The organism is Pseudomonas sp. LSJ-87, assembly GCF_032971465.1.
In the GTDB taxonomy this organism is placed as follows: domain Bacteria; phylum Pseudomonadota; class Gammaproteobacteria; order Pseudomonadales; family Pseudomonadaceae; genus Aquipseudomonas; species Aquipseudomonas putida_Z.
Map to the genome: position 1 here is coordinate 1 of NZ_JAWJYQ010000056.1, position 13111 is coordinate 13111.

8 protein-coding genes are annotated in these 13111 nt (G+C 64.8%); 3 read left to right on the forward strand and 5 right to left on the reverse strand.

The window, feature by feature from the left end; genetic code table 11:
- Positions 1 to 60: 60 nt before the first annotated feature.
- Positions 61 to 222 (reverse strand): hypothetical protein, encoded by a 162-nt coding sequence (locus tag RYH74_RS23965; protein WP_003251307.1) that lies wholly within the window; start codon positions 220 to 222, stop codon positions 61 to 63.
- A 140-nt stretch (positions 223 to 362) separates the two neighbouring features.
- Between RYH74_RS23965 and RYH74_RS23970 the strand changes: the two genes are divergently transcribed.
- The 3 genes from RYH74_RS23970 (at position 363) to glgB (ending at position 8064) form a co-directional block, all read left to right on the forward strand.
- Positions 363 to 2381, forward strand: a complete 2019-nt coding sequence (locus tag RYH74_RS23970) for an alpha-1,4-glucan--maltose-1-phosphate maltosyltransferase (protein WP_286100190.1) — start codon at positions 363 to 365, stop codon at positions 2379 to 2381.
- A gap of 154 nt (positions 2382 to 2535) precedes the next feature.
- On the forward strand, positions 2536 to 5853 hold the full coding sequence (treS, locus tag RYH74_RS23975; protein ID WP_317410338.1) for a maltose alpha-D-glucosyltransferase: 3318 nt from the start codon (positions 2536 to 2538) through the stop codon (positions 5851 to 5853).
- Positions 5854 to 8064, forward strand: a complete 2211-nt coding sequence (glgB, locus tag RYH74_RS23980) for a 1,4-alpha-glucan branching protein GlgB (RefSeq protein WP_317410339.1) — start codon at positions 5854 to 5856, stop codon at positions 8062 to 8064.
- A 117-nt stretch (positions 8065 to 8181) separates the two neighbouring features.
- Here glgB and RYH74_RS23985 read toward each other — a convergent pair whose 3' ends face one another.
- The 4 genes from RYH74_RS23985 to RYH74_RS24000 all read right to left on the reverse strand — a co-directional run bounded on the left by RYH74_RS23985 (position 8182) and on the right by RYH74_RS24000 (position 13109).
- Entirely contained in the window at positions 8182 to 9258 is a 1077-nt protein-coding gene (locus tag RYH74_RS23985) for an autotransporter outer membrane beta-barrel domain-containing protein (protein WP_025339816.1), read from the reverse strand.
- A 300-nt stretch (positions 9259 to 9558) separates the two neighbouring features.
- Entirely contained in the window at positions 9559 to 10368 is an 810-nt protein-coding gene (locus RYH74_RS23990; RefSeq protein WP_025339815.1) for an endonuclease/exonuclease/phosphatase family protein, read from the reverse strand.
- A 183-nt stretch (positions 10369 to 10551) separates the two neighbouring features.
- Positions 10552 to 12705: a glycogen debranching protein GlgX gene (glgX, locus tag RYH74_RS23995; protein ID WP_075045673.1), complete on the reverse strand. Its 2154-nt coding sequence runs from the start codon at positions 12703 to 12705 to the stop codon at positions 10552 to 10554.
- A gap of 155 nt (positions 12706 to 12860) precedes the next feature.
- On the reverse strand, positions 12861 to 13109 hold the full coding sequence (locus RYH74_RS24000; RefSeq protein WP_061551133.1) for a DUF2934 domain-containing protein: 249 nt from the start codon (positions 13107 to 13109) through the stop codon (positions 12861 to 12863).
- Between the last annotated feature and the right edge of the window lie 2 nt (positions 13110 to 13111).

The following is a 13111-nucleotide window of genomic DNA, read 5'->3' on the forward strand; positions in this document are numbered from 1 at the left end:
TGTGGGAGCGGGTTCACCCGCGAAAGGGCCGGTCCTGCCTATGTCGATCCTGGTCTACCCTTAAGCCTTCACCGGTGGTTCCTGGCTCGGCGGGTCGCCCACCGTCGGCGGCACGGTCGGCTTGATCGGCAGCTCGTCCGGGTCTTCCTCCGGCACGGGCGGCGGCAGGCTCGGGTCGTCGATGTTGGGATCGGGAGTCTCCGGTGGAATGGGAATGTTCATGGCCTGACCTCGCTTGGGTAATTGAAGAGGTGCTGCAGGCTTCGACCCCTGGCAGCTGCCGTTCGCTCAATTTTTTTGAACCCCACGCCTGTGCCCGGCTCTGAACCCTTACCGCCACCAGCCTGAGGGAGCAAGGTCCGATGTCACGAAACGAGCCCTTCGAAAGCGTGCCCATGGCCAACGATCACCCGGACCAGGCCATCAGCCTGTCCCAGGCGCTGCTGGCGCCGCGCATCGTGATCGAAGACACCCAACCCGTGCTCGAAGCCGGCACCTTCGCCGCCAAGGCCATCAGCGGCCAACCGGTGGCGGTCAGCAGCAAGGTCTACAGCGACGGCCACGACCGCCTGGCGGTGATGCTCAACTGGCGCCAGGCCCACAGCCGGCGCTGGCATTGCATACCCATGCACTCGCCGGGCAACGACCTGTGGCTGGCCGAGTTCACACCCACCGAACTGGGCCCGCACCTGTTCAGCATCGAGGCCTGGATCGACCCGTTCGCTACCTATTGCCACGATCTGGAGAAGAAGTACCACGCCGGTGTCGAGGTTCGGCTGGAGCTGGAGGAAGGTCGATTGATGCTGGGCAAGGGCATCGAGCTGTGCAACGGTGCCCTGCGCGAGGAGCTCCAGGCCTTGCAGCAGCGCCTGCCCACGCTGAATGCCGACGATCAGGTGGCGTTGTTTCTCGACCCCGCCACCGCCCGCCTGATGAGCGATGCCGAGCACCGCAGCTACCTGGCCCGCAGCCGCGAATTCCCCGTCGATGTCGACCGCCCGGCCGCGCAGTTCGCCAGTTGGTACGAGCTGTTCCCGCGCTCGATCACCGACAGCCCCGAGCGCCACGGTACCTTCAATGATGTGCACGAGCGCCTGCCGATGATCCGCGACATGGGCTTCGACGTGCTGTACTTCCCGCCCATCCACCCCATCGGCATGCAGCACCGCAAGGGCCGCAACAACGCCCTCACGGCAGAGCCCGGCGACCCGGGCAGCCCGTATGCCATCGGCAGCGCGGAAGGCGGCCACGAGGCAATTCACCCGCAGCTGGGCAGCCGCGACGACTTCCGCCGCCTGGTGGCCGCAGCGGCCGAGCATGGTCTGGAAATCGCCCTCGACTTCGCCATCCAGTGCTCCCAGGACCACCCCTGGCTCAAGGAGCACCCCGGCTGGTTCAGCTGGCGACCGGACGGCACCATCCGCTATGCCGAGAACCCACCGAAGAAGTACCAGGACATCGTCAACGTCGATTTCTATGCACCCGAGGCCGTGCCGTCATTGTGGCTGGCCCTGCGCGACGTGGTGCTCGGCTGGGTCGAGGAGGGGGTGAAAACCTTCCGCGTCGACAACCCGCACACCAAGCCACTGCCGTTCTGGCAATGGCTGATCGCCAATGTGCGCAGCCGGCACCCCGAGGTCATCTTCCTCGCCGAAGCCTTCACCAAGCCGGCGATGATGGCCCGCCTGGGCAAGGTCGGGTACGCGCAGAGCTATACCTACTTCACCTGGCGCAACCACAAACAGGAACTGCGCGAGTACTTCGAGCAGCTCAACCAGCCGCCATGGAGCCAGTGCTACCGGCCCAACTTCTTCGTCAACACGCCCGACATCAACCCGTACTTCCTGCACACCTCCGGCCGTGCCGGCTTCCTCATCCGCGCGGCGCTGGCCACCATGGGTTCGGGGCTGTGGGGCATGTACTCGGGCTTCGAACTGTGCGAAGGCACACCGCTGCCGGGCAAGGAGGAATACCTGGATTCGGAGAAGTACGAAATTCGCCCACGCGATTTCAGCCAACCCGGCAACATCATTGCCGAGATCGCCCAGCTCAACCGTATCCGCCGGCAGAACCGCGCCTTGCAGACCCACCTGGGCGTGGCGTTCTTCAACTGCTGGAACGACAACATCCTGTACTTCGCCAAGCGCACGCCCGAGCGCGACAACTACATCCTGGTGGCAATCAGCCTCGACCCGCACAACGCCCAGGAGGCGCATTTCGAGCTGCCGCTGTGGGAGCTGGGGCTGGATGACAACGCCGAAACCCAGGGTGAAGACCTGATGAACGGCCATCGCTGGTCGTGGTACGGCAAGACCCAATGGATGCGCATCGAACCCTGGCATCTGCCGTTCGGTATCTGGCGCATCGAAAAGGCCCGTTAACCTGTGGGAGCGGGCGTGCCCGCGAAGCAGGCGCCGCGGAGCATGGCACCGGCTTCGCCGGTGTTCGCGGGCACGCCCGCTCCCACAGGGGTCGTGTCAAGTCAGTTGCTTGTGCATTGGGGCCAGAGCAACCAGGAATTGAAAGGAGTCGCACATGGCCAAGCGTTCCCGCCCGGCAGCCTTCATCGACGACCCGCTGTGGTACAAGGACGCCGTCATCTACCAGCTGCACATCAAGTCGTTCTTCGATTCGAACAACGACGGCATCGGCGATTTCGCCGGCCTGATCAGCAAGCTCGACTACATTGCCGAGCTGGGCGTCAACACCTTGTGGCTGCTGCCGTTCTATCCCTCGCCACGCCGCGACGACGGCTACGACATCGCCGAATACAAGGCCGTGCACCCCGACTACGGCAACCTGGCCGATGCCCGCCGCTTCATCGCCGAGGCGCACAAACGCGGCCTGCGGGTGATCACCGAGCTGGTCATCAACCACACCAGCGACCAGCATCCCTGGTTCCAGCGCGCCCGCCATGCCAAGCGCGGCAGCAAGGCACGGGACTTCTACGTGTGGTCGGATGACGACCAGAAGTACGACGGCACGCGCATCATCTTCCTCGACACCGAGAAGTCCAACTGGACCTGGGACCCGGTCGCCGGCCAGTACTTCTGGCACCGCTTCTACTCGCACCAGCCCGACCTCAACTTCGACAACCCGCAAGTGCTCAAGGCAGTGATCGGGGTGATGCGCTTCTGGCTGGACCTGGGTGTCGATGGCCTGCGCCTGGACGCCATCCCCTACCTGATCGAGCGCGATGGCACCAACAACGAGAACCTTGCCGAAACCCACGACGTGCTCAAGGCGATCCGCGCCGAAATCGACGCCAACTACCCCGACCGCATGCTGCTGGCCGAGGCCAACCAATGGCCCGAGGACACCCGCCCGTACTTCGGCGAAGGCGAGGGCGACGAATGCCACATGGCCTTCCACTTCCCGTTGATGCCGCGCATGTACATGGCCCTGGCCATGGAAGACCGCTTCCCGATCACCGACATCCTGCGCCAGACCCCGGAAATCCCCGCCAACTGCCAATGGGCGATCTTCCTGCGCAACCACGATGAGCTGACCCTGGAAATGGTCACCGACCGCGAGCGCGACTACCTGTGGAACTACTACGCCGAAGACCGCCGCGCCCGCATCAACCTGGGCATCCGCCGCCGCCTGGCGCCGTTGCTGCAGCGTGACCGGCGGCGCATCGAACTGCTCACCAGCCTGCTGCTGTCGATGCCCGGCACGCCCACCCTGTACTACGGCGACGAACTGGGCATGGGCGACAACATCTACCTGGGCGACCGCGACGGTGTGCGCACGCCCATGCAATGGTCGCCGGACCGCAACGGCGGTTTCTCCCGCGCCGACCCGCAGCGCCTGGTGCTGCCGCCGATCATGGACCCGCTGTACGGCTACCAGACCGTCAACGTCGAAGCCCAGGCCAACGACCCGCACTCGCTGCTGAACTGGACCCGGCGCATGCTGGCGGTGCGCAAGCAGCAGAAGGCCTTCGGCCGCGGCAGCCTGCGCACCCTCACGCCGAACAACCGGCGCATCCTCGCCTACTTGCGCGAGTACACCGACGCCGATGGCAACACCGAAGTCATCCTGTGCGTGGCCAACGTTTCCCGCGCCGCCCAGGCGGCTGAACTGGAATTGTCACAATACGCCGACAAAGTACCGGTGGAGATGCTCGGCGGCAGCGCTTTCCCGCCGATCGGGCAACTGCCGTTCCTGCTGACCTTGCCACCCTACGCCTTCTACTGGTTCCTGCTGGCCAGCCACGACCGCATGCCCAGCTGGCACATCCAGGCCACCGAGGGGTTACCCGAATTGACCACACTGGTACTGCGCAAACGCATGGAAGAACTGCTGGAGGCCCCCTCCAGCGATACCCTGCAAAGCGCCATCCTGCCGCAGTACCTGCCCAAGCGGCGCTGGTTCGCCGGCAAGGAAGGGCCGATCGACCAGGTGCGCCTGTGCTACGGCGTGCGTTTCGGCACCGCCACCACGCCGGTGCTGCTCGGTGAAATCGAAGTGCTCAGCGAGGGGGTGGCTACCCGCTATCAGCTGCCGTTCGGCCTGCTGCCCGAAGAGCAGATCAGTACCGCGCTACCGCAGCAGCTGGCCCTGGCGCGGGTGCGCCGTGCCCATCAGGTTGGCCTGATCACCGACGCCTTCGTCCTCGAGCCGTTCATCCGCGCGGTGCTGCGTGCCTGTGAGGGCGGCATGCATCTGCCTTGTGGCAACGGCGAGGGCGAGCTGCGCTTCGAAAGCACGCAGCAACTGGTGGGCCTGGCGTTGAACGACGAAAGCAGCGTGCGCTACCTCAGCGCCGAGCAGTCCAACAGCTCGGTGGTGATCGGCGACCAGGTGGTGCTCAAGCTGATTCGCCGGGTCAACCCGGGTGTGCACCCAGAGCTGGAAATGAGTGCCTACCTGACCGCCGCAGGCTTTGCCAACATTTCGCCGCTGCTGGCCTGGGTCAGCCGGGTGGATGAGCAGGGGGCGCCACACTTGCTGATGATCGCCCAGGGCTACCTGAGCAACCAGGGCGACGCCTGGGCCTGGACCCAGAACACCCTGGAGCGGGCCATCCGCGACCAGATGGAGCCTTCCAGCCTCGACGCCGATGCGCACACCGATGCACTGGCCGAACTCACCGGCTTTGCCGCCTTGCTCGGCCAGCGCCTGGGCGAGATGCACCTGCTGCTGGCTGCACCGACCAATGACGAGGCCTTCCAGCCGCGCCCGAGCGATGCCGACGACAGCGAACGCTGGAGTGTGCAGATCAACGCCGAACTCACCCATGCCCTCGACCTGCTGGCCCAGCACCGCGACAGCCTCGACAGCGAAAGCCAGGCGCTGGTCGACGACTTGCAGCAACAGCGCGACGGCCTGGCCCAGCACATCGCCAACCTGACCCGCCAGGCCCAGGGCGGCCTGCTGATGCGCGTGCACGGCGACCTGCACCTGGGCCAGGTGCTGGTGGTGCAGGGCGACGCCTACCTCATCGATTTCGAAGGTGAACCGGCCCGGCCGCTGCAAGAGCGTCGGGCAAAACACAGCCCGTACAAGGATGTCAGCGGCGTGCTGCGATCCTTCGACTATGCTGCTGCCATGATCTTGCGCAGCGCGTCTGCGGTCGACCTTTCCGACCCGGCGCGCCAAGCCCGGCAACGGGTTGCCAGGCAGTACCTGCACCAATCGCGGCATGCCTTTGTCGAAGCCTATGGCCTGGCCACCGCGGCCATGCCTCACGCCTGGCAACAGGCCGAGGGCGAGCGCGCCGCACTGGAGCTGTTCTGCCTGGAAAAAGCTGCCTACGAAATCACATACGAAGCCGAGAACCGTCCGAGCTGGCTGGCCGTGCCTTTGCATGGCCTGCATGGACTGATCAGTACCTGGGGAGAGTCATAGATGAATGCAACCACGCGTGAAAACGGCGGCCTTTGGCAGCGGGACCTCGACGCCCTGGCCCGCGCCGAGCACGCCGATCCATTTGCGGTACTCGGCCCCCATGGCGACGGCGCGGGCGGGCAGGTGGTCCGCGCCTTCCTGCCCACTGCCCTGAATGTGCGCATCCTGGCCCGGCATGACGGGCGCATCCTCGCCGAAATGGAGCAGGGCAGCCTGCCGGGGCTGTTCACCGCGCACCTCGATGAGGCACACCCGTACCTGCTGCAGATCGGCTGGGCCGGTGGCGAGCAGATTACCGAAGACCCCTACAGCTTCGGCCCGCAACTGGGCGACATGGACCTGTACCTGTTTGCCGAAGGCAACCACCGCGACCTGTCCGGGCGCTTCGGCGCCCAGCCTATCCAGGTCGATGGTGTCGACGGCGTGTGTTTCTCGGTGTGGGCGCCGAACGCGCGGCGGGTGTCGGTGGTGGGTGACTTCAACAACTGGGATGGCCGCCGCCACCCCATGCGCCTGCGCCACAGCGCCGGGGTGTGGGAGCTGTTCGTGCCGCGCCTGGGCGTGGGCGAAACCTACAAGTTCGAGGTGCTGGGCAAGGACGGCATACTGCCCCTGAAGGCCGACCCGCTGGCGCGTGCCACTGAACTGCCGCCGAGCACCGCCTCCAAGGTAGCGGGGGCGCTCAGCCACGACTGGCAAGACCACGACTGGATGGCGCAACGCGCGCAGCGCCATGCCTACAGTGCGCCGCTGTCGATCTACGAGCTGCACCCGGGGTCGTGGCGCTGCGAGCTGGACGAGGCGGGCGAGGTGGGGCGCTATTACAACTGGCGCGAGCTGGCCGAGCGCCTGGTGCCGTACGTTCAGGAACTGGGCTTCACCCATATCGAACTGCTGCCGATCATGGAGCACCCGTTCGGCGGCTCCTGGGGCTACCAGCCGCTGTCGCTGTTCGCGCCCACCTCGCGCTACGGCAGCGCCGAGGACTTCGCCGCCTTCATCGACGCCTGCCACCAGGGCGGCATTGGCGTGCTGCTCGACTGGGTGCCGGCGCATTTCCCCACCGATGAACACGGCCTGGCGCGTTTCGACGGCACCGCCCTGTACGAATACGACAACCCCCTGGAGGGCTACCACCAGGACTGGAACACGCTGATCTACAACCTTGGCCGCAACGAAGTGCGCGGCTTCATGATGGCCTCGGCGCTGCATTGGCTGAAGCACTTCCACATCGATGGCCTGCGTGTCGATGCAGTGGCCTCGATGCTGTACCGCGACTATTCGCGCAAGGCCGGCGAATGGGTGCCCAACCGCCACGGCGGGCGCGAGAACCTGGAGGCCATCGACTTCATCCGCCACCTCAACGGCGTGGCGGCCCACGAGGCCCCGGGCGCGCTGATCATCGCCGAGGAATCCACCGCCTGGCCCGGCGTCAGCCAGCCGACCCAACAGGGCGGCCTGGGCTTTGCCTACAAGTGGAACATGGGCTGGATGCACGACACCTTGCATTACATCCAGAACGACCCGGTGCACCGCACTTACCATCACAACGAGATGAGCTTCGGGCTGATCTATGCCTATTCCGAGCACTTCATCCTGCCCATCTCCCACGACGAAGTGGTGCACGGCAAGCATTCGCTGATCGACAAGATGCCCGGCGACCGCTGGCAGAAGTTCGCCAACCTGCGTGCCTACCTCACCTTCATGTGGGCGCATCCGGGCAAGAAGCTGCTGTTCATGGGCTGCGAGTTCGGCCAGTGGCGCGAGTGGGACCACGATGGCGAGCTGGACTGGTACCTGCTTCAGTACCCTGAGCACCAGGGCGTACAGCGCCTGGTCGGCGACCTCAACCGCCTGTACCGCGAGGTGCCGGCGTTGCACGAGCAGGATTGCCAGCCGCAGGGGTTCCAGTGGCTGATTGGTGACGATGCGCAGAACAGCGTGTATGCCTGGCTGCGCTGGAGCAGCAGTGGCGAGCCGGTGCTGGTGGTGGCCAACTTCACCCCGGTACCGCGCGAGGGGTATCGCATTGGCGTGCCGTTTGGCGAGCGCTGGCAGGAGCTGTTGAACAGTGACGCAGAGCTGTATGCCGGGTCCAATGTCGGCAACCTGGGGGTGGTGGAGAGTGACCAGATAGCCAGCCATGGGCAGCCGCAGTCGCTGGCCCTGAACCTGCCGCCACTTGGGGTTCTGATAATGAAACCAGCCTGATGTGTTGCTTGTACTGGCCTCTTCGCGGGTAAACCCGCTCCCACAGGTATTGCACAAGCTTCAGACCCTGTGCGGTCCTTGTGGGAGCGGGTTCACCCGCGAAAGGGCCGAACCTGCCTACCACCGCATCCGCACCCCAAGGCTGCCAATCAACCCATTCAGATCATTGTCGTCCACATCACTGCTGTAATCGGCACTGACAAACAGCGCCACCGAGGGCGTCACCCGAGCCACCAGCCCCAACCCCAGTTCTACCGTGGTCGAGTAGCGCGAGCTGGAGATCTTGTCGACCTGGTCCAGCTTCACCTCATCGGCATTGCTGAAGTCATACCACACGTTGGTCCGCACATAGGGTTCGATCGGCATGCCGCGTACTTCATAACGCCCGGACAGCCTGGCGCCGACCCGACCGCTCCAGCTTGGCTGGCTGTCGAAGGCCTGCAAGGTCTCTTCCTGCGCCCGGCTGCCGGGGAAGAACTGCTGGTTGATCAACTGCGCCTGCGGCTCGATCACCCAGCCGCCACCCAGGCCGATGGGGATGCCGCCTTCCAGCGAGAAGGTCATCGCGTGGCCGCTGTCATCCAGTCGCTGGCCGTTCTCGCCACGGCCATTGACGTCGATGCGCGAACCCATGGCCACGGCATCCAGGTGCCAGCCCTGTTCATGGGTCATGCTCCAGTAAACCCCCAGGCTTTCACCGCTGAGGTTCACGGCGTTGCGTTGCTTGTCGCCCAACAGCCGGCGCATGCCGTTGAAGCTGGTCTGCAGGTTGTTTTGCCCCACGAAGATCCCCGCGCGGTGCACATTGCCCGCTGCAGTTTCACGCACGAACAGGTCCGGGCCGATCGTCAGTTGCTGGCTGGGTGCTTCCAGCTGGTCCGGGGGCTGCGCGCCACCGCGCGCGGTGGTGGGGAAGAACTGCGCCCACTGGCTGGCGACCAGGTCCGGTGCAGCCTGCCCATGGCGTTCGCTCATCTTCTGCGAGAACGCATTCAAGGTACCGATACTCAAGCCACTGGCGCTGACCGGGTCGAGCGACAGCTGTGGTACTGCCGGTTGGTGCAGGAAACCGGGCGAGGCCGGGTCGTCCTGCAGTTCATACGCGATAGTTTCCACCGGGGTTGCCAGAAGCAGCGACGTGGAAACCGCGTAGAAAATGCTGTCGAAGCGCAAGAGGTTCGAGGTGCTTTTCATGGCGGATCTCCTTTGTTTTTGTGTTACAGCCCTAGGACCTGGCCTGTTGTCACGAGCTGTACGGCAAAAACAGTGGGCGACCCAAACCAGCACGCCAGGCTTTCGCCAGCGCGCACGAAGGCGCGAGCTAGAGGCCCGGCGCGAGATCTTTACTGCTTGATATGTTCAGCTAAGGAGAGGCCGCCGCTTGCGTCAAGAAAGTGTGAAGGAAGTGTTCAGGATCCGTGGTTTTGTTCAACGTGTTGATTTTTTTGATAAATCTGCGAGGTATAGCGGGGTTCGCTATTTGTCGTGGCGTGGCTATGAAGAATGATTGCTAAGCCTGACTTCGACCGACAACGGCAGGTGGTCCGACAGGTGCGACCAAGGTTTGTGCCCCAAAATCCGCGGCCCATGGCTTTCGGCGTTGCGCAGGTAGACACGGTCCAGGCGCAACAGCGGCAGCCGCGCAGGATAGGTGCGGGCCAGGTGCCCATGGTGGCGCTCGAAGGCCTCGTGCAGGTCACGCTGCAGGCCCAGGGTGCGGTTGCCGTGGGATTTCCAGTCGTTGAAATCGCCGGCGATGATCACCGGGGCCTCGGCGGGCAAGGACTCGAGCAGCTTGCGCAGCAGTTGCAGTTGTTTCTGGCGATGGCTTTCCAGTAACGACAGGTGCACGCAGATGGCATGCACCTGGTGCTGGCCGGGCACGTCGAGGATGCAGTGCAGCAGGCCACGTCGTTCGGGGCCGGTGATCGACACGTCGAGGTTGCGATGTTCGATGATCGGGTATTTGGACAGCAGCGCGTTGCCGTGGTGGCCGTCGGGGTAGACCGCGTTGCGGCCGTAGGCGAAGTCGCTCCACATGCTGTCGGCGAGGAACTCGTACTGAGAAGTCTGCGGCCAGCCGGGGTAGCGCGCGGCGTGGCGGTCGTGGCTGCCGAGCACTTCCTGGAGGAAGACGATGTCGGCCTGGGTGCTGCGCACCGCCTCGCGCAGTTCCGGCAGGATGAAGCGCCGGTTGAAGGCGGTGAAGCCCTTGTGGGTATTCACCGTCAGCACCTGCAGCCGCTTCACGGCCGGGGCCTGGTTGACACTGGCGAAACCTTTACTGCCGGCTTCGGGGTTCACGGTTACTCCTCAATGGCGGGTGCATGGGTGTTGTATGTCCCGGCCCTATCGCCGGCAAGCCGGCTCCCACAGGTAACGCGCAGGCCCGTCGGCCAGCGGATTACCTGTGGGAGCTGGCTTGCCGGCGATGAGGCCAGTACAGGCAACCGATACACAATGGGACCGACGAGGGTCCCCCGGGGTTCACTCCTCATCGCGCTGCAACACCATCAGCAGCAACGATCGCCCCTTCACCTCAAAGGTGCTGTCGAACTGCAGATGCTGCCCCTTGCGCAGCTCTGGCCGGTCGGTATCGACCAGGCAGCTCCAGTAATCCCCCTCGGGCACGGTCGGCAACTCGAACGGTACGATGTCGTGGTGGGCATTGACGATCAGCAACACGGTGGCCTCGGCGCCTGGCCTGGCAATGCCGCTGACCTGGGCACGGCCATCGATCAGCATGCCCAGGCAACGCCCGTGCGGGTCTTCCCATTGCTCCACGCTCATCTCGTTGCCATCCGGTGCCAGCCAGGTCACGTCCTTGACGCCGATCGCCTCATTGTAGTCGCCCACCAGAAAGCGCGAGCGGCGCAGTACCGGGTAGGCCAGGCGCAGGCGGGTCAGGCGCTTGACGAAGGCCAGCAGCTCTTCGCCCTCCTGGTCCAGGTCCCAGTTCACCCAGCCGATCTCGCTGTCCTGGCAATAGGCATTGTTGTTGCCGTGCTGGGTGCGGCTGAACTCGTCACCAGCGACGATCATCGGCGTGCCCTGGGCCAGCAGCAGGGTTGCGAAATAGTTGCGCATCTGGCGCATGCGCAGGGCATTCACGGCCGGGTCGTCGGTTGGCCCCTCGACACCGCAGTTCCACGACAGGTTGTTATCGGTGCCGTCCTGGTTGTTCTCGTCGTTGTCTTCGTTGTGCTTGTGGTTGTACGACACCAGGTCGCGCAAGGTGAAACCGTCGTGGGCGGTGACGAAGTTGACCGAGGCATAGGGGCGCCGGCCACGGTTGTTGAACATGTCCCCCGACGCGGTCATGCGCGAGGCAAAGTCGGCCAGTTGGCCTTCGTCGCCTTTCCAGAAGGCGCGCACGGTGTCGCGGAAGCGGTCGTTCCACTCTGCCCAGCCCGGGGCGAAGTTGCCCACCTGGTAGCCGCCCGGCCCGCAGTCCCAGGGCTCGGCAATCAGCTTCACCTGGCTCAGCATCGGGTCCTGGCGGCAGGCGACGAGAAAGCCGTGGCGTTCGCTGTAGCCGTCGTGGTAGCGGCCAAGGATGGTCGCCAGGTCGAAGCGAAAGCCGTCCACGTGCATTTCGCCGGCCCAGTAGCGCAGCGAGTCGGTGACCAGCTGCAGCACGCAGGGGTGGCTCAGGTCCAGGGTGTTGCCGGTGCCGGAATCGTTGATGTAGTAACGCTTGTCGTCCGGCATCAGGCGGTAGTAGGAGGCGTTGTCGATACCGCGCATCGACAGCGTCGGGCCGCGTTCGTTGCCTTCGGCGGTGTGGTTGTAGACCACGTCGAGGATCACCTCCAGCCCGGCGTCGTGCAGGTGCGCGACCATTTCCTTGAATTCGGCGATCTTGCCGCTGGCCAGGTAGCGCGGGTGGGGGGCGAAGAAGGCGATGCTGTTGTAGCCCCAGTAATTGTTCAGGCCCTTGTCCAGCAGGTGCTGGTCGTTGACGAAGGCGTGAATCGGCAGCAGCTCGATGCTGGAAACACCCAGCTCCTTGATGTGCTTGAGCAACTCGTCATTGGCCAGGCCGGCGAAGGTGCCGCGCAGTTCTTCCGGTACCGCCGGGTGGCGCATGCTGATGCCACGGGTGTGGGCCTCGTAGATGATCGTGCGCTCCCAGGGGATCAGCACGCGCTGGTCGCGGCCCCAGGTGAAGGCAGGGTCGATCACCTTGCACTTGGGCACGAACGGCGCGCTGTCGCGCTCGTCGAACGACAGGTCGCCATCGGGGTGGCCGATGGTGTAGCCGAACAGTGCTTCGGACCATTGCAGGCTGCCGACCAGTTGCTTGGCATACGGGTCGATCAGCAGTTTGTTGGGGTTGAAGCGGTGGCCGTTCTCCGGCTCGTACGGGCCGTGCACGCGGTAGCCGTAGACCAGCCCCGGGTGCGCGTCGGGCAGGTAGCCGTGGTAGATCTCGTCGGTGTACTCGGGTAGCTCGATGCGTTCGATTTCGTGCTCGCCGGTGGAGTCGAACAGGCACAGCTCGACCTTGGTGGCGTTGGCCGAGAACAGGGCAAAGTTGACCCCAAGGCCATCCCAGGTGGCGCCGAGGGGGAAGGGCAGGCCTTCGCGGATACGCGACGGGGCGACCGAGCGGGTTTTCTTCGGTGTGCGGGGGCTCATGGCGGTCCTCTAGTGGCCGTGGTGAAGGGAGGGAGCTGCGTAGGCCTGTACCGGCCTCTTCGCGGGTGAACCCGCTCCCACAGGTACACCGTCATCCTCAGGCCTGGCGCTATCCCTGTGGGAGCGGGTTTACCCGCGAAGAGGCCGGTACAGGCTCAACCGGCAGCCGGCTTTTTCACCGCCCGGGGTTTCTTCACAGCCACGGCCTTCTCAACCGGCTCAGCGGCTACCTTAGGCTTGGCCGGCGCCCGCTTGCGCGGCGCCGCCTTGGGTGCCAGCGCCTCGGCTTCGGCCAGCTTGCGCGCCATGTCCCAATGGCGGTCCTCCTGGCCGGCGGGCTTACCCTCGGACTCCCAGATCTGGTAGGCAAATTCGCGGATACGCTTTTCATCAACACTCATCATGA